We start from the raw sequence: 16,912 nt of genomic DNA on the forward strand, positions 1-16,912 counted from the left end.
CTTATGCTCTTAATTCCACAAATTTTTTCTTCATTTCTGTGGCAGCCACCATAGGTGAATCTGCTTTCATTATTGCTGACACTGCGCACACACCGGCAATGTCGATTCCCTTAAGCACATCCATATTTGAAGGATTTAGTCCACCGATGGCATTTACAGGAATTGGCACCGCCTGGCAAATCTTATCCAGTGTCTCTGTGGATGTGATGATGGTCTTTACCTTTGTGGTAGTCGGATAAATAGCACCCACCCCCAAATAATCTGCGCCAGCCTCATAGGCTGCCTTTGCCACCTCCACAGTCTTTGCAGTAGCTCCAAGTATCTTATTAGGGCCAATGATTTTTCTTGCCAGGGCAAGAGGCATATCCTCCGCACCTACATGGACGCCCTCTGCATCCACAGCCAGCATTACATCCACCCTGTCATCAATAATCAGAGGCACATTATATTTTTTTGAGATTTCATGAACTGCCTCAGCCAGCTCTATGTATTCTCTTGTGGTTCTGTTTTTCTCTCTCAGCTGCATGAGGGTCACTCCCCCCTTCAGCGCCTCCTCCACACGAAACAAAAACTCCTCCCTGTCGTATGGCGTACTATCTGTAATAAAGTACAATTCAGTATTAAATTCCATTATTCCCTCCACTCCGGCTAGTTACGCATTAAAAAAGGAGACCACCTGATTTCTCAAATGGTCTCCATGTAATTTACGTTACGCACGGCATCCCTACGTTGGCATTATCCAAATCAGGTTCTCGGTCGAAGGTCACACCTTCCTCTCAGCCTGTCTACAAGCTCCCGTCTATTTAGTTCTTCAATATAATGCCCTATCTCCGAAGAATTTGCAACATATATTTTTAAAATGGAGAATTATCTTTACTTTAATAAACAATATATTGACATCATCCTAAAATTTATTATAATTACTACCGCAATGCGGCAATTTATATTGACACCATATATGACACCACTATATAATAAAGGAGAATTAATATGTCTAAGTGGGATAAGCTATTAAAGAAAATTCTTTCTTTAGATCCAGACATAAGATTTGAAGAATTACAAAAAGTATTAGAAAGCTATGGATATGAAATGAAGGCTCCTAAATCTGGAAGTAGTCATTTTACTTTCAGAAAGAAAGGCTATCCTATCATCACTATTCCAAAGCATATTCCTATTAAGAAAGTTTATATTCAAATAGTTAAGGAACTAATAGAAAGTGAGGAATCCAAACATGAAAAAATTTGATGAGTACATGAAACTTCCTTACAAAATGGAAATAATCCCAGACACTGACGAAGGGGGATTTGTTGTTTCTTTTCCTGAGCTTCCAGGCTGCCTCTCTATGGGGGAAACTATGGATGAAGCTATAGCAAATGCCATGGATGCAAAAAAGGAATGGCTACATGCAAATCTTGAGGAAGGAAATGAAATCCCTTTACCAGACTCAATTAACAATTACTCTGGTCAGTTTAAACTCAGAATTCCAAAAAGTTTGCACAAATCCCTTGCAGACCACTCTAAAGCTGAGGGCATAAGCATGAACCAATATTGCCTATACCTGCTTACTAAAAATGATGCTTTATATTCTTAATATTAGGAAATTATTATGGATGATAAATTAGAAAATCTTGATACACTTGCAATTGAAATCTTAAAAGCTCCATCTGACAAAGAAAAGTCAGCCCAGGCTTTTAGATTACTTAGATATTCTACTGGCATGAATAGAAAAGAATTATGTGAATATCTTCATATCCCCTATAACACCATGAGAGATTGGGAGCAGGCCAAACGAGCTATGCCTCCCTATGTTTTTGAGCTAATTTTATACAAGCTTAAAAATGAAAATATATTTATTAAATAATTTTACGCCACACTTGTCCATTATTGCCAATTATCTTGACAACTCAACATTTTAGGTGTATTATCTCAAATATTTTAACTAAACAGTTTTAACTAACAGTTTTCTAAACGGAGAATATGTCATGGAAATTAATGGAAAAAAATTAGCCCATGGGATAATACAAGGCGGAATGGGCGTAGGTGTATCTCTTTCGGAGCTTGCTGGAAATGTGGCAAAGCAGGGCTGCATGGGTGTCATCAGCTCAGTAAATATTGGTTTTAAGGAGCCAGATTTTTTACAAAATCCATTCGAAGCTAATATCAGAGCTTTGAAGGAGCATATTAGAAAAGCTAAGGAAATTGCTGGCGGCAATGGTCTTATTGGCGTAAATATAATGGTGGCTGTGAGCCACTACGAAGAGACTGTAAAGGCTGCTATCTCAGCCGGGGCAGATGCCATCATTTCAGGTGCTGGTCTGCCACTTAATCTTGCAGAGCTTGTGAAGGGAAGTAACACATTGTACGCTCCTATAGTTTCAAGCGCAAAAGCAGCCATGCTCCTTTGTAGAACCTTTGCAAAAAAGGCTCAGTCTATTCCTGATTTTATAGTTATCGAAGGCCACAAGGCAGGAGGTCATTTAGGATTTTCTGCAGATGATTTAAAAGAAGATACCTGTCAGGAAAACTTAGATATTTTAAAAGAAGTACTAGAGGTTATTAAGCCATTCGAGGAACAGTTTAAAAAGAAAATTAAAGTCTTTTTAGGTGGAGGAATTTTCACTGGAAAGGACATTGCAGAGGCCATTAAAAACGGCGCAGATGGTGTTCAGATTGGTACAAGATTTATAGCCACAGAGGAATGCGATGCTTCCACTGCTTTCAAGGAAATTTTAGTAGATGCAAAGGAAGAAGATATTAAGATTATCAAAAGTCCTGTAGGAATGCCTGCCAGAGCAGTATTTACCCCTATGCTTCAAAGCTTAGAGGAAGGCAAAAGCTTCTTTGCCAAAAGATGTAACGGCTGCCTAAAGGCTTGTCCAAAGGGAGATAAAATCCCTTATTGTATCAGCCGAGCACTAATCGCTGCTGTAGAAGGCAATAAAGAAGAAGGCCTTTTCTTTTGTGGAGAAAACGCCTTCCGCATTAACAAAATTACAACTGTAAAAGATTTAATTGATGAACTAGTCGACGAATATAAACTCTGTATGAATGCAGTTTAAATCGATATTATTTCAATTCCAGTCTTTAAACGTTCAAGGCCATCCTCCAGGGTGGCCTTTGTGCATGCCACATTCATACGAAGGAAATCCTTTCCGCAATCGCCATAGGCTGTTCCTGCTGATAAATAAAGCCCAGTATCCTTTCGAAGCTTAGCTGCAAGCACATTGCTAGGAACACCAGTAGCACTAACATCTATCCAAAGAAGATATGTAGCATCGCCTCTCACAACATGAAGTTCAGGGATATTTTCATCCACAAATGCCTCCACTCTTCTTCTGTTTTCAAATAGATATTCTCTTAATTCATCAAGCCATTGGCCACCATGATTAAAAGCTGCAACAGCTGCATGGGCCGCAAATACATTTGGCTCAGCCACCTCATCGGTATTGATTCCGCGCCAAACCTTATGACGTAAAAATCTGTTAGGAACAAAAATAGCTGCTGTCTGAATACCTGGAATACTAAATGTCTTGGTAGGAGCAATACAAGTGATGCTCACATCCTTACAAGTATCTGAGACACTGGCAAAAGGAACATATTCCTTGCCTGGCTCTACTAGGTCACAGTGAATTTCATCTGAAATAACTGTAACGCCATATTTTGCAGCAAGCTCTCCAACCTTTGCCAAATCCTCCCTGCTCCAGATTTTACCAACTGGATTGTGAGGATTACAAAGAATCATAAGACTGGCCTGAGGATCTGACATTTTTTCTTCCAAATCCTCAAAATCCATTTTAAAGATTCCGTCCTCATAATGCAAAGGGTTCTCTAAAGGTCTGCATCCATTATTGATAATGCTGTTAAAGAAAATATTATATACAGGTGTCTGAATAATCACCTTTTCATTTGGTGTAGTAAGCTTTCGAACGATGGATGAAATAGCAGGAATAACACCTGTACAAAACATCAACCACTGGCGGTCAATCTCAAAGCCGTGACGATTCTTCCACCAGTTAATATATGCCTCATACCAATCGTCGTTGACATCAGTATATCCGAAGACACCCTCTGCCACACGTTTCTGAAGTGCCTCAATGATTTCTGGGGCAGTCTGAAAATCCATGTCTGCCACCCACATAGGAAGCTCATTTTCAGCCACATCCCACTTCATTGAATCAGTACCACGTCTGTTAACTATTGCATCAAAATTATATTTTCCCATTAATTCCAGTCTCCTATTTTCTGTCTCTACGCCACTCGACGATTTCTTCTGTCTTTCCAATCTGTTTGCAGTTGATGACAGTCTTTGATGGATCAACTAAATCTGGCTCCACAATAAGATGCTCAATTTCAGGCGCTGTTATTGTGCCGCTAATTGGATTGAATACACTATCAATCTTTGTAGTAATATTCGCATTTACGTTATCAACATATTCGAAGGCAAGTGTTGTATTTATCAACTTGCAGTTTTCCATTTCAAGATTATCAATGTAGCAAAAGCCTTGCAAGCTCTCGATTGTACAATTTACAAACTTAAGATTCTTAGAATTCCATCCAAGGTACTCACCACAAATATATGAATCGTAAACTGTTACATTCTCTGTGTTCCAGAAGCTATCCTTTGAAAGCAACACAGAATTTCTTATAGTAATATTTTTTGCTCCATCAAAAGAGTAATTGCCATCAAGCTTGAATCCATCAATCTCGATATTTTCTGAGTTCATAGCAAAGTAGCTTCCCTTTGCATAAACATTAGAAAGCTTGATATTCTTACAATTCCAGAATGTCTCTTCAGCATTTGTAAGCTGAACATTTTCAAGCGTAACTCCATCGCAGCGACGGAAATTCTTTGGTGCTGTGATAAATGAATCCTTCACGTAGATATCGTTTGTGTACCATACACCCGAACGGCCCATCTCAAGCCAATTACATCGCTCTACCTTGACATTGTTTGAATACCAGATAGGATACTTATATTTGAACTGAGAATCATAGACTTCGATATTCTTACTTTCCTTTAAAGGAGATTCTCCCTCATCAAATATCGAATCGTAGATACAAGCCCCATCCTCTGCATAAAGAGCACGTTCTCCCTTAAAAAACTGCTGTCTATATTCTTTCATTTTTATTTCCTCCAAGATAAATATAACTCTTCTTGAGTATATCATCAAAATTTGGTTTTGTAAAATTAAATTGCCTTAAATATTTATTAACAAATTATTAAATACTAATCAAATTATTTACACCGAAAAAAAAGAGATGCCCTTTCAGGCATCTCCCGAATAGCATTATTTATTTGAACTAATACCAACAACCTTTAATGTATTTCTAGCAACAAACTCTGTCTTAATCCCCTTAAGCTGTAAGTCCTCAGCTCTTCTGTACAGATCTTCTGCACCAGTACATTTAATGATTTCACCAATTGCCATTCTCTTCTTCCTCCCCGGGTTATATTTTATATTTTGCTCGCCCATTCTATGTAAGTTGTCCCGCGAACATCCTTATAATAGGCGCTAAATAGGGATTTGTCTATACAAATACTGTGAACAATTTGTGAATTCTGTGAAAACGTTTTCGGAAACCGGTTGCGCCTGACAGTATGTCAAATGCTTGATATACTGGCATTCAATGGAAACTAATTTCAGGCAATTGTTTTTCTATAAATTAAAAAAGTACCTGTGTCATTTTGACACAAGTACTTTTTATATATGGAATAATTATATTAGTTGTCTATTTTATCGCTTAACTCTGGCGCCTGCTCCACCCATAATGGCCTCTACTTCAGCGCATGTTGCCATTGTAGTATCACCAGGTGTAGTCATGGCAAGTGCACCATGAGCAGTGCCGTATTCTACAGCTTTTGCTGCATCTCCTGTAGTCATAAGACCATAAACAAGACCTGAAGCAAATGAATCTCCACCACCAACACGGTCAAGAATCTCAAGACCCTTATAATCCTTTGCCTTGAAAATTTGTCCATCTGCCCAGCAAAGTGCAGACCAGTCATTTACTGTTGCTGTCTTAACAGTACGAAGTGTTGTAGCTACTACCTTAAAGTTTGGATAAACCTTAGCAGCCTCATCAATCATCTTCTTGTAGCCTTCAATATTAAGCTCCTTAAGGTTTGCATCATTGCCCTCAATCTCAAAACCAAGACATGCAGTGAAATCCTCTTCGTTACCAATCATTACATCAACGTACTTTGCAATTTCTTTATTTACTTCCTGCGCCTTCTTCTGACCACCGATAGCTGACCACATAGAAGCACGATAGTTAAGATCATAAGATACAATTGTGCCATACTTCTTTGCAGTCTTAATTGCCTTTACAACAGTTTCAGCTGACTGCTCTGAAAGTGCTGCATAGATTCCACCTGTGTGGAACCATCTAACACCAAGCTCGCCAAAAACATAATCAAAATCGAAGTCCTTATCTGTAGCCTGAGAGATAGCTGTGTTTGCTCTATCAGAAACACTAAGTGCTCCACGGATACCAAATCCTCTTTCTACAAAGTTAAGTCCATTTCTGCACTCACGACCAATACCATCTGTCTTCTTCCAGTTGATAAGTGAAGTATCCACACCACCCTGGAGAATGAAATCCTCCACAAGATGACCAACCTCATTATCTGCAAAAGCAGTAATAACTGCTGTGTTCATACCAAAGCATCTGCGAAGTCCGCGAATAACATTGTATTCTCCGCCGCCTTCCCATACCTTAAATTCCCTGGCTGTGCGGATGCGTCCTTCGCCTGGGTCGAAGCGGAGCATAACCTCGCCTAACGATACTGCATCATACTTACAATCCTTTTTGTCTCTAAGCTTTAAGTCCATTTTATATCTCCTAAAATCTAAAATAATCTATTGCATTTTTACCGCATATACGTATCGCCATGCTACGTAAATACGATAAGTCTGAAGGGTACTCGCCTGCTTCCACCCACGAACCAATCTTGTTACAAAGGATGCGACGGTAGAGCTCGTGGCGTGGGAATGACAGGAAACTACGTGAATCCGTAAGCATTCCGACAGAGTTTGCGATTAGACCTGCATCGCTGACTGCCTCAATCTGACGCTCCATTCCATTTTTGTGGTCGCAGAACCACCAAGCAGCGCCAAGCTGTACCTTGCCCTTAATCCCCTTTTCATTGCTACAGAATGTACCTGCCATTGCTGCAAGCATTTCTGTATCCTTAGGATTAAGGCAGTAAAGAATTGTCTTTGGCAATTCGTCATTTAAATCCATAGCTGACAAAAGTGCTGCAAGCTGTGGAGCATAATTAAAATCGTTAAGTGCATCAAAGCCTGTGTCTGGACCAAGCTTCTTAAAGAAACGTTCAGAATTATTTCTGATGGCACCGATATGAAGCTGCATAACAATGTCGTGTTTGGCATAAAGCTTAGCAAGCTCTGTATACATATATCCATGATACTTGCCGGCTGCCTCTTCTGAAACCTTCTTTCCGTTGATTCTGTCCATGAAGATTTCATTAACCTCTTCATAGGTAGCAGGAACATAAAATGTATTTTCCAGACTGTGATCAGAAACTCGGCATCCATTCTCAATAAAGAATTCAAGGCGCTCTCCAAGAATTTCAAGCAAAGTCTTCACATCATAGATTCTTCTGCCAGTAACCATAGAAAGCTTGAAAATATAATCAGCGAAGCCTTCCTTTTCAATACCAACAGCCTTCTCTGGTCTGAAGGATGGAAGAACCTTAATTTCAAATCCATCCTCCCTAAGCTTTCTATGCCACTCTAAATCATCTGCGGGGTCATCTGTGGTGCAAAGGACAGATACATTTTGCATTCTTAGGAGGTTACGTACTGAGAACTCTGGAGTGTGCAACTTCTCATTGCACTTTTCCCAAATATCCTTAGCTGTTTCTGGGCTCAATGGTGTGGTTATATTAAAGTATCGTTGAAGTTCTAAATGAGTCCAGTGGTATAGAGGGTTACCAATCAAATTCTGCACAGTATCTGCCCATGCCACAAACTTATCAAACGGAGCCCCATCTCCAGTAATAAGCTCTTCTGAAATACCGTTGGCTCTCATGGCACGCCACTTGTAGTGGTCACCACCAAGCCAAACCTCAGTCATATTGTCAAAGCATTTGTCCTCATAAATTTCCTGAGGATTCAAATGGTTATGAAAATCAATTATTGGCTCTTCCTTAACAGCCTCAAAAAGTTCCTTGGCTGTAGGAGTTTGAAGAAGGAAATCTTCGTCCATAAATTTCATCATACTGCCTCCAATTCCTTTCTTACATTGCCAACACCCTTCATATTTGAGTAGATTTCAAGAACACGCTTTGCCATAGTGTCCTCATACAAATCAACACCGAATACGTCTTTACGTTTTAATACATCCTTAGCTGGAAGCTCTTTAAGCTCATTAAGAAGTGGATCAGGACTCTGCTCGAAAACATTTCCCTGATCATCAACGCCTTCCAAATATCTTAAGTAACCAGCCAATACAACTGGCACTACCTTAAGCGACTCTGTTGTAAGGGATGAATTTCCTCTGTAAGCCTTGATAGTCTCACCAAAACGGATTGGAAGCTTCTGTGATGTGTCGCAGGCAATTCGCTGTGGTGTATCTGGCATAAATGGGTTTGGAAGACGCTTTGTAAGAACAGCATCAAGGAATTTATCTGGTGATAATACCTTAGGGTCTACCACTACCTTCATTCCCTCTTCCTTACCAAGCTTTGTAACAAGCTTCTTTAAATCTTCATCATCCATCTCATCATGGATTGTCTTATATCCAAGAAGACATCCAAAAACAGCAAGTGCTGTATGAAGCGGATTAAGGCATGTGCACACCTTCATCTTCTCTGTCTTATCTACTGTCTCTCTATCTGTGAAAATGATTCCACCCTTTTCAAGAGCTGGGCGACCATTAGGGAATAAATCCTCGATAACCAAGTACTCTGTCTCCTCCGCATTTACGAAATTGGCAACATAGGTATTCTTTGTTGTAACGATAGGCTCAGCGTCCTCAACACCATCATCAATAAGCATCTGCTTAACAGTGTCATCTGGACGAGGAGTGATTTTATCAATCATAGAAAGTGGGAATGCTACCTTTGCTGAATCCTCAAGATAATCAACGAAATCCATCTCGCACTTTCCATCCTTGAACCATTCCTTTGCAATTTCAAGAACTGCTTCCTTAAGCTTGTCACCATTGTGTGAACAGTTATCCATACTTACAACTGCAAGTGGTAATTCGCCAGCCTTGAATCTCTCAAGAAGAAGTCCTACCACCTTATTCATGTAGGCACGTGTCTTATAGCCCTTCTCAGTGATTGTAAATGAAATCATCTGAAGAGATGGTGCACGGAAAATCTCACGAAGTCTTGAGATTTCCTTTTCGTTTTCCTCATCTAAAATGCAGGATTCTACAATTGAACCCACAACTTTTTTCTCAACAGTTCCATCAGCCTTAAGTGTTGCAAGAATGCTTAGATCATCACATGGTCTGTTGTACTTCTCTATAATCTCATAGTCATAGCCCTCAGCAACGATAAGCCCCTTGTCCATTACGCCTTGATTCAAAAGCTCTTCAACTACATTTGCCTGAAATGCTCTGAATATATTTCCTGCACCGAAGTGAAGCCATACTGGATTCTCCTTCGTATTTGCGATAATTTTTTCTCTGTCGTACTCTGGGAGCTTGTAGCCTTTCTCCTCCCATGATTTTCTATCCTTCAATCCTTCATTTGAAAGCTTCATAATTCTTCTCCTTTAACACCTCATCCGGTCCTTCGGACCACCTTCCCCTCAAGGGGAAGGCTTATCTATTGCTCTTATCTATTGCTTCCCAAAGTCCGTTAATATATGTTGCACCAAGGGCTCTGTCATAAAGACCGTAACCTGGCATTGCCTTTTCACCCCAAATCATACGACCGTGGTCTGGTCTGATAGGACCTGTAAATCCAATATCATATAAAGCCTTTACTATCTCGTACATATCGAAGCTTCCATCTGAAGAAAGATGAGCTGCCTCCTCGAAATCTGTTGGTGAATTAAACTTAAGATTACGAACATGTGCAAAGTGTAGTCTTCCCTTAAGGCTTCTAATCATATCTGGTAAATCATTCTCTAAGTTTGTACCATATGAACCTGTACAGAAGGTGACGCCGTTGTGAGGATTGTCTACCATTTTCATCATGCGAAGAATGTTTTCTTTATTGATGATGATTCTAGGGAGCCCAAATACTGGCCAAGCTGGATCATCTGGATGAATAGCCATGTTGATGTCATACTGGTCACAAACTGGCATAATTCTCTCTAAGAAATACTTAAGATTCTCAAATAAATCCTCGTCTGTAATATTCTTATACTCGTCGAAAAGATCCTTTACATGAGCAAGTCTGTCTGGCTCCCAGCCTGGCATTACAGCGCCATTTGTATCACCAGCGATTGAATTAAACATCTCCTCTGGAACAAGTGCATCAACAGCTGCCTGATTATATGCAAGTACAGTAGAACCATCTGCTCTTTTTCTGGCAAGCTCTGTACGAGTCCAGTCAAATACTGGCATGAAGTTGTAACAAACAAGGTGAATATCTTCTTCACCCAGATTCTTCAATGTCTCGATATAGTTATCAATAAGCTGCTCACGGGTTGGCTTTCCAAGCTTGATATCCTCGTGTACATTTACGCTTTCGATACCTGCTACCTTAAGACCTGCTGCCTCAACCTCGTCCTTCATTGCCTTGATTCTCTCGCGGCTCCAAACCTCTCCTGGCTTTGTGTCGTAGAGTGTTGTGATTACCCCTGTTACACCAGGAATCTGTCTGATTTGCTCCAATGACACGGTGTCAAAATCTTTTCCGTACCATCTAAGTGTCATTTCCATTATGCTCTAACCTCCTTAACGATTTCCGCTGCCTCGTGTGTCAATTCCTTTATTTTCTCGAAATCGCCATCAGATATAAGGTCTCCCTTAACCATCCAAGTGCCACCACAGGCTACGATCTTGTTATATGCTAAATAGTCTTTTACATTCTCCTTATTGATTCCGCCTGTTGGCATGAATTTTAATTTTGTATATGGAGCAGCTACAGCCTTAATCATTGAAAGGCCACCTGCTGGCTCAGCTGGGAAGAACTTTACAAAGTCCAAACCAAGCTCCATTGCCTGCTCCATCTCACCTGGAGTCTGCACACCAGGTGTTACTGGATATCCCTTCTCAATGCAATGCTTAACCACATGTGGATTAAAGCCTGGTGCAACGATGAATTTTGCACCTGCTGCAATAGCCTTATCTGCCTGCTCACAGGTAAGAACTGTACCTGCACCCACAAGCATATCTGGGAAATCATGTGAAAGAATCCTAATGACTTCCTCTGCTGCATCTGTTCTAAATGTAACCTCTGCTGCTGGAAGACCACCGTCCATCAGAGCCTGGCCAAGTGCGTGAGCATCTTTTGCATCCTCTAAAACAACAACAGGGATAATTCCTATTTCTTCAAACTTAGTTTTTAATTCCTCGTACATTACTATCTCCTTTTTACCCTGTAAATTCTGACAGCCTATATACATTGCAAAGTAAATAGTCTGTCAGAATTTACTCAATCTAAATGCTTTAATATACATAGATAATAAAATAGTAATTTAACGATTAGTATTGTGAGGGTTGTCGTGCATATTGCAAAAGTTGCGGTTTTATGTTATACGTGAAATATAATTTATCGGGGGATTATGATGAAAAAGAATTTAAAAACAGAATTTACCACAAGACAATATATGCTTTCTCAGGACTTTGAGATTTACTATTACAGTGACAGAGTCCTTCCAAACGTTACTGCTCACACCCATGATTACTTCGAATTTTTCTTCTTCATAGAAGGAAATATCATCATGTACATGGATGGAAAACAGTTTGTTCCCACACCCGGAACTATGATAGTTATTCCACCTAATCTGCCTCATTTTGCAAGGTTGATAGATGGTGATGTTCCTTACCGTAGATTTGTATTCTGGGTTACAGAAGATTTCTTAAAGACACTTGGAGATTTTTCAGAAGATTATCTTTATCTTACAAACAAGGCCAAGTCATCTGGAAACTTTTCAATTAATAAATTTAATGAGATTGAATTCAACACCATTCAGGGAAAGGTGTTTTCTTTGATTGACGAAATCCACGCCAACAGATTTGGACGAGATGCCAAGATTATGCTTGCCGTCAGCGATTTCATTATCAGCATCAATAGAATGGTTTTTGAAAATCAGAATCCAAATGTGATTGCTCCAGACACAGATTCCCTTTATCAGAGTCTCATTCAGTACATCGAAACTCACATTGATGAAGATTTATCCTTAGATACTTTAGCGGAAAAACTCCATGTAAGTAAGTATCACATCTCACACGTATTTACGGATACAAATGGTCTTCCACTCCACAAATACATAACAAAAAAGCGCCTCGACATGTGCCGAGACGCAATTCTTAGCGGTCAGGATATTTCTATTGTTGCCGCTGCTTATGGTTTTTCCGATTACTCTGTTTTTTATCGAGCATTCACTAAGGAGTATGGAAAGAGTCCTAAAAAATACAGAGACGAAAAAACTCGAATCAATGGTTAATCTTATCTGCTTTGCTCAGCGAGCCAGTTCCAAAGATTTACACCATCCTCTTCGCATTCATTGTTGAAGAAGTAAATCCATGACCAGTGACCCATGTACTGATATGCTTTGCCATCTTCGCCCTTGAAGCGACCAGAATTATCATGAACATCATCAAATACTGATGTGTGAACATTTGCTCCAATAGCCTGTAATCTCTTGATTGTTGGAATCTCAAACTGATCAGGAACTACAGTGTCATCATTTGCTGCATAGATAAACCATACAGGTAAATCCTTGATTCCCTTAAGCTGTGAATCTGTGATACCAGAATCCTTGTAAGCTTCGCAAATTGGGAATGCTGCTGCAAAATAATCTGGATAGTTGAGAATCATATCCATTGTCATGAAACCACCATTTGAGCATCCGCCGATGTAAATTCTATTAGGGTCAACACCTTCGTTTTCTGCAACGTACTGATCGATAAGTCCCTTTACGTCCTTAAGATAGATTGAATCTTTTCCTGGGTTACTTCCCCATTCTCCATCTTCCTTGTACTGAAGCCAGAATGTCTCTGTCTGAGGTGTGAGGACATATGCGCCTCCCATTACCTTCTGGAATTCCTCTCCATATAAAGCCGATACCTCATTACCTAAAACAGCTACTTCGTTTTTGTTTCCACCTTCACCTGCTCCATGTAACCAAATTACAAGTGGATGCTTCTTGCCATCCTCTGCTGGCTTGAAGGAACCATATGTGATTGTGTGACCAGTCTCACCTGTGTATGTTCCGCTCAAATCTGCACCCTCAAGCTGTGGATAAATAGCAGCATCAAGTGAAAGATCAATCTTGTCATCTACAGTAATCTTTGTAATTTCAGAACCATCTGTTGTAGAGATAGTTTTTCCATCATTTAAAGAAACAGCAAGTGTGTATGGATCACATACTGTATTCTGTGATGTGAAAATATCATAGCAGAATGGGCTTCCATCATTAGGGCTGTAGTACATTTCAAGTGCTACATACTCTGAATCATCTGACTTATTTCCCTGTGCGTCGCATGTGTAAGCATCTGTAACCTGTCTGTCTGCTGTTACCTCGATGTGCTTGCTTGGGTCCTCCTCTGAGTCCTCTGCTAATGCAGCAAAATTGAACTGCTCCTTAGTCTCCGCAACACTAAAAGCGTCTGCTGCAACCGAATCAGACTCTACTTCTTTGTCTAAATGAAGAATAGTCTTTGTAACTGCAGGGCCCCAATCATCACCCATTACAACTACTGTCTGTGTACCAGAAAGCTCTGTTACAGGTGCAACTGGCTCCTCCTTTGGATGCTCATCAGCCTTTGCAGAAGAGGCGCCACAGCCTACTGCACTCATGGCCATAATAGATGCCATTAGTAAAACAATACTTCTTTTCTTCATTAGTAAAATCCTCCCTATATTTCCTTGAATTTTTTCATTGTCTTAACCTCAAGAAGGATAAGTAATCCTGCAAGAAGAACATCAACAACTATAAATGCAATCTGCCATGGGTAGAGACCTGTGTGAAGGTTTTCTGGCTCGTATGCACGGCTGTTTACAACAGTGTACATAATGTTCTTTGATGCCTGGCGGAGTGCCTTAATTCCTGTTGCACTTGTCTGGTCGTTAACTGTGTTATCTCCCATCTCATATGCTACAAGCATAAGGTCGTTACCGTTTCTGATACATGCATCTGCATCCATAAAGTTTGCTCCAAGGAAGTAATCTGTGATAACCATTCCTCTGAAGCCCCACTCGTCGCGTAGTACTTTATTAAGAAGGCTGTCATTTGCACCTGACCAGTGTGGTCCGATGTAGCTGTATGAGCTCATGACTGCCTGTGCGCCGCCATCCTTGATAGCGATTTCAAATGGCTTAAGGTAGATTTCTCTGATAGCCTGCTCTGGCGCCCAGATTGATACCATGTTCCATCTGTTTGTTTCCTGATCGTTCATTGCGAAATGCTTTACATAACTGTAAACACCAAATTCCTTAGCCGCAATTACTTCCTGAGCAATAAGTGTTCCTGAAAGTAATCCGTCCTCAGATACATACTCAAACTCACGTCCCCCTAGGGCTGCTCTGTGTGTGTTGATAGCTGGTGCATACCAACCTGAGGCGTCCATTTCATCACACATCTTACCCATGATATGGCCATACTCGTAGCCAAGATTTTTGTCAAATGTACAAGCAAGTGTCACTGAAGAAGGCATACCAATTGAAAACTTTCCTGTAAAGTTGTTTGTAATAGAAGCTGGGCCATCGCAATCTGTTGTTCTAGCCTTTTCTACTGAAGGTACCTCCATTGTCTGGTATCCACCAAGACCTACAAGCGAAACCATCTCTGGTACTGTAAGCTGGTCTAAAAGTGTTTCCCATCTTTCATCATCGTAATCAGCGCCTCTTAAATCTTCCAGCTTCATACCATTTTTAGCGCCTGTTGTAGGCATTTCATCAGAAGCATCATTGTAATCCTCTGGATTGTAGTTGAGATTGCAAATGTAATTTGCCTTCATCTCGTCTGACATTGAATAATTTGTTGGTGCAGCTGTTGCTTCTGCATAGTTAGCGAAGTGATCTGCACGTGAAAGGTAAGTAGCTGTACCCTGTGAATCCTCAAAGTGATTTGTTGCTGCCACTTGGTCAGATGTACGCTTGTTAGCATCGTTAAATACTACTGTAGAGCCTACCTTATATGTCTTCTCATCGATAACTGTGTGCGCATCCTCTCTTAATGAGATTATGTAGTCGCCCTCCTCGAGGACATATGACTTCTCATTCTTGTCATCATAAGAAGCAAGTGACTCCTCTGTGAAAGAAAGAGTGATTGTCTGAGACTCTCCTGGCTGAAGTAAATCTGTCTTATCAAATGCCACAAGATTTACAGCAGCTTTCTCGATTCCACCGTTTGTGTAAGGTGGTGTATCGTAAAGTTCAACAGCTGACTTGCCCGCAACATCGCCAGTGTTTGTAACAGTAACATCAACTGATAATGTACCATTGTTTATAGTTAAATCTCCCATTTTCTGCTCGAAAGTTGTGTAAGATAAGCCGTAACCGAATGGGTACTGAACCTCTTTGTCATAATCAATCAAGCCTTCAACGGCTGCGGTTTCATAGAATCTGTAGCCAACATAAATGCCTTCTACGTAGTTTACGAAGTGAGGCTGGCTTACACCGAGAATTGGATCACCTGAATCAAGTGTAAACTCTTCAACGTTGTCAAATGTGTAATCACCAAAGTTATTGAACCAAGGTGCGTTTGCAATATTTCTAGCGAATGTATCTGATGTCTTTCCTGATGGGTTTACCTCACCACTGAGGATGTCACCAAGTGCTGGGAAGCCGCCCTGACCTAAGCCCTGGCACCATAAAAGTCCCTTGATGCTTGGATACTCATCTACGAAGTTCATCTCGAATGTGTTTGCGCCTGTGTAAACAACGATTACGTTGCTGTAATCTGCACAAACCTTATCAAATAAGTCTCTCTCTGTCTGGCTAAGCTGTAAAATGTGCTGTCCCTTTGAGAAATCCTTATAATCCTCTGAGTTCTGTGTATAAGTCAAGCTCTTGTCAGATGCATCCTTTGGAAGATCTGCACCCTCACCACCTGAACGCGCGATAACAATCATAGCTGTGTCAGAGTAGTTCTTTGCGTTCTCAAGCATATCTGCAGGATATGTTGAAAGTGCTGGCTCAGGAAGTGTCCAGTCCTGACCGAAAAGTCCGATTTCAGGTCTGTCTGTTCTATATGCTGTGTAGAACTCTGAAAGCTCATCGTTTGTTTCAAAGCCTGCTTCGTGAAGTCCATCAAGAAGTGATGTTGTCTCGAAATCAGCTGAGAAACCACCGGAACCTGTACCACCATAATATGGATTTGTTGAAGACCAACCAAATACATTTATCTTCTTTGTGTCTGTTAAAGGAAGAATTCCTTTGTTCTCAAGAAGAACAATTCCTTCTCCTGCAATCTTTTCTGAAAGCTCTCTTGCTTCATCGATTGTCTTGTCAGAAACCTCTCCATTTCCTGTTGCAAGTGTAATCATGTTTGACATAGGGCCAAAGCAGATTAGGTTTGCAATTACGATGACTGCAAGCAAAAATGCAATCCAAGACTGTCTGCGCATCATGAAGCGTGTAGTCTTTTCTTTCTTGCCTGCAACGATTGTAATAACAATTGCTGCCACAAGAATTACTGCAAGTGCAATCAAGTGCGGAGTAATCAGTTTTACAACGTTGATTACATCCGAAATGTTGATACTTAACATATCTTTCTCCTCCATTCCTTTGATGTTTTGCATTGTAGTCTCCGCAAAA

At 40.4% G+C, this 16,912-nt stretch carries 16 protein-coding genes and 1 riboswitch; of the genes, 5 read left to right on the top strand and 11 right to left on the bottom strand.

Going from position 1 to position 16,912, the window contains the following annotated elements; all coding sequences use genetic code 11:
- Window position 1 precedes the first annotated feature (1 nt).
- Window positions 2-631, bottom strand: coding sequence for a thiamine phosphate synthase (gene thiE / locus BUA88_RS07875; protein ID WP_072915548.1), 630 nt, complete (start codon window positions 629-631; stop codon window positions 2-4).
- A gap of 73 nt (window positions 632-704) precedes the next feature.
- Window positions 705-806, bottom strand: a riboswitch (TPP riboswitch).
- 184 nt (window positions 807-990) lie between these two features.
- On the opposite strand from thiE, the gene BUA88_RS07880 reads away from it, so the two are divergent.
- From BUA88_RS07880 to BUA88_RS07895, 4 genes are all read left to right on the top strand, one after another.
- Window positions 991-1,245, top strand: a complete 255-nt coding sequence (locus BUA88_RS07880) for a type II toxin-antitoxin system HicA family toxin (RefSeq protein ID WP_072915552.1) — start codon at window positions 991-993, stop codon at window positions 1,243-1,245.
- Window positions 1,232-1,591: a type II toxin-antitoxin system HicB family antitoxin gene (locus tag BUA88_RS07885; protein WP_015550140.1), complete on the top strand. Its 360-nt coding sequence runs from the start codon at window positions 1,232-1,234 to the stop codon at window positions 1,589-1,591. The genes BUA88_RS07880 and BUA88_RS07885 overlap by 14 nt, the downstream gene beginning before the upstream one ends.
- Window positions 1,592-1,606: 15 nt before the next feature.
- On the top strand, window positions 1,607-1,861 hold the full coding sequence (locus BUA88_RS07890; protein WP_015550141.1) for a hypothetical protein: 255 nt from the start codon (window positions 1,607-1,609) through the stop codon (window positions 1,859-1,861).
- Between the two features lie 121 nt (window positions 1,862-1,982).
- Entirely contained in the window at window positions 1,983-3,059 is a 1,077-nt protein-coding gene (locus BUA88_RS07895; protein WP_072915555.1) for an NAD(P)H-dependent flavin oxidoreductase, read from the top strand.
- On the opposite strand, the gene BUA88_RS07900 is transcribed toward BUA88_RS07895, so the two are convergent.
- The 8 genes from BUA88_RS07900 to BUA88_RS07930 form a co-directional block, all read right to left on the bottom strand.
- Window positions 3,056-4,222 (bottom strand): MalY/PatB family protein, encoded by a 1,167-nt coding sequence (locus tag BUA88_RS07900; protein ID WP_072915559.1) that lies wholly within the window; start codon window positions 4,220-4,222, stop codon window positions 3,056-3,058. The two genes, BUA88_RS07895 and BUA88_RS07900, sit on opposite strands and share 4 nt — an antisense overlap.
- Before the next feature lie 13 nt (window positions 4,223-4,235).
- Window positions 4,236-5,123 (bottom strand): DUF3737 family protein, encoded by an 888-nt coding sequence (locus tag BUA88_RS07905; RefSeq protein WP_028246151.1) that lies wholly within the window; start codon window positions 5,121-5,123, stop codon window positions 4,236-4,238.
- Between the two features lie 165 nt (window positions 5,124-5,288).
- On the bottom strand, window positions 5,289-5,429 hold the full coding sequence (locus BUA88_RS16340) for a hypothetical protein (RefSeq protein WP_200798854.1): 141 nt from the start codon (window positions 5,427-5,429) through the stop codon (window positions 5,289-5,291).
- A 306-nt stretch (window positions 5,430-5,735) separates the two neighbouring features.
- Window positions 5,736-6,833 carry a sugar kinase gene (locus BUA88_RS07910; RefSeq protein ID WP_072915567.1) on the bottom strand — a complete coding sequence of 366 codons (1,098 nt, stop codon included), beginning with the start codon at window positions 6,831-6,833 and terminating at the stop codon, window positions 5,736-5,738.
- A 10-nt stretch (window positions 6,834-6,843) separates the two neighbouring features.
- Window positions 6,844-8,244 carry a glucuronate isomerase gene (gene uxaC, locus BUA88_RS07915; protein WP_072915571.1) on the bottom strand — a complete coding sequence of 467 codons (1,401 nt, stop codon included), beginning with the start codon at window positions 8,242-8,244 and terminating at the stop codon, window positions 6,844-6,846.
- Entirely contained in the window at window positions 8,241-9,737 is a 1,497-nt protein-coding gene (locus tag BUA88_RS07920) for a mannitol dehydrogenase family protein (RefSeq protein WP_072915575.1), read from the bottom strand. The genes uxaC and BUA88_RS07920 overlap by 4 nt, the downstream gene beginning before the upstream one ends.
- A gap of 61 nt (window positions 9,738-9,798) precedes the next feature.
- On the bottom strand, window positions 9,799-10,866 hold the full coding sequence (uxuA, locus tag BUA88_RS07925) for a mannonate dehydratase (protein ID WP_072915579.1): 1,068 nt from the start codon (window positions 10,864-10,866) through the stop codon (window positions 9,799-9,801).
- The gene (locus tag BUA88_RS07930; protein ID WP_072915582.1) at window positions 10,866-11,507 is read right to left on the bottom strand and encodes a bifunctional 4-hydroxy-2-oxoglutarate aldolase/2-dehydro-3-deoxy-phosphogluconate aldolase; all 642 of its coding nucleotides are present in this window, start codon (window positions 11,505-11,507) and stop codon (window positions 10,866-10,868) included. The genes uxuA and BUA88_RS07930 overlap by 1 nt, the downstream gene beginning before the upstream one ends.
- 207 nt (window positions 11,508-11,714) lie before the next feature.
- On the opposite strand from BUA88_RS07930, the gene BUA88_RS07935 reads away from it, so the two are divergent.
- On the top strand, window positions 11,715-12,596 hold the full coding sequence (locus tag BUA88_RS07935) for a helix-turn-helix domain-containing protein (protein ID WP_072915587.1): 882 nt from the start codon (window positions 11,715-11,717) through the stop codon (window positions 12,594-12,596).
- A 2-nt stretch (window positions 12,597-12,598) separates the two neighbouring features.
- On the opposite strand, the gene BUA88_RS07940 is transcribed toward BUA88_RS07935, so the two are convergent.
- Complete coding sequence (locus BUA88_RS07940) at window positions 12,599-13,996, bottom strand: prolyl oligopeptidase family serine peptidase (RefSeq protein WP_083572437.1); 1,398 nt, start codon at window positions 13,994-13,996, stop codon at window positions 12,599-12,601.
- A 14-nt stretch (window positions 13,997-14,010) separates the two neighbouring features.
- Window positions 14,011-16,863 carry a glycoside hydrolase family 3 C-terminal domain-containing protein gene (locus BUA88_RS07945; RefSeq protein ID WP_072915818.1) on the bottom strand — a complete coding sequence of 951 codons (2,853 nt, stop codon included), beginning with the start codon at window positions 16,861-16,863 and terminating at the stop codon, window positions 14,011-14,013.
- Between the last annotated feature and the right edge of the window lie 49 nt (window positions 16,864-16,912).

Source organism: Pseudobutyrivibrio xylanivorans DSM 14809, from assembly GCF_900141825.1.
Lineage (GTDB): Bacteria > Bacillota > Clostridia > Lachnospirales > Lachnospiraceae > Pseudobutyrivibrio > Pseudobutyrivibrio xylanivorans.

Coding starts and splice junctions, on each gene's coding strand:
- thiE (WP_072915548.1), bottom strand. CDS start 631: ATGGAATTTAATACTGAATTGTACTTTATTACAGATAGTACGCCATAC.
- BUA88_RS07880 (WP_072915552.1), top strand. CDS start 991: ATGTCTAAGTGGGATAAGCTATTAAAGAAAATTCTTTCTTTAGATCCA.
- BUA88_RS07885 (WP_015550140.1), top strand. CDS start 1,232: ATGAAAAAATTTGATGAGTACATGAAACTTCCTTACAAAATGGAAATA.
- BUA88_RS07890 (WP_015550141.1), top strand. CDS start 1,607: ATGGATGATAAATTAGAAAATCTTGATACACTTGCAATTGAAATCTTA.
- BUA88_RS07895 (WP_072915555.1), top strand. CDS start 1,983: ATGGAAATTAATGGAAAAAAATTAGCCCATGGGATAATACAAGGCGGA.
- BUA88_RS07900 (WP_072915559.1), bottom strand. CDS start 4,222: ATGGGAAAATATAATTTTGATGCAATAGTTAACAGACGTGGTACTGAT.
- BUA88_RS07905 (WP_028246151.1), bottom strand. CDS start 5,123: ATGAAAGAATATAGACAGCAGTTTTTTAAGGGAGAACGTGCTCTTTAT.
- BUA88_RS16340 (WP_200798854.1), bottom strand. CDS start 5,429: ATGGCAATTGGTGAAATCATTAAATGTACTGGTGCAGAAGATCTGTAC.
- BUA88_RS07910 (WP_072915567.1), bottom strand. CDS start 6,833: ATGGACTTAAAGCTTAGAGACAAAAAGGATTGTAAGTATGATGCAGTA.
- uxaC (WP_072915571.1), bottom strand. CDS start 8,244: ATGATGAAATTTATGGACGAAGATTTCCTTCTTCAAACTCCTACAGCC.
- BUA88_RS07920 (WP_072915575.1), bottom strand. CDS start 9,737: ATGAAGCTTTCAAATGAAGGATTGAAGGATAGAAAATCATGGGAGGAG.
- uxuA (WP_072915579.1), bottom strand. CDS start 10,866: ATGGAAATGACACTTAGATGGTACGGAAAAGATTTTGACACCGTGTCA.
- BUA88_RS07930 (WP_072915582.1), bottom strand. CDS start 11,507: ATGTACGAGGAATTAAAAACTAAGTTTGAAGAAATAGGAATTATCCCT.
- BUA88_RS07935 (WP_072915587.1), top strand. CDS start 11,715: ATGAAAAAGAATTTAAAAACAGAATTTACCACAAGACAATATATGCTT.
- BUA88_RS07940 (WP_083572437.1), bottom strand. CDS start 13,996: ATGAAGAAAAGAAGTATTGTTTTACTAATGGCATCTATTATGGCCATG.
- BUA88_RS07945 (WP_072915818.1), bottom strand. CDS start 16,863: ATGTTAAGTATCAACATTTCGGATGTAATCAACGTTGTAAAACTGATT.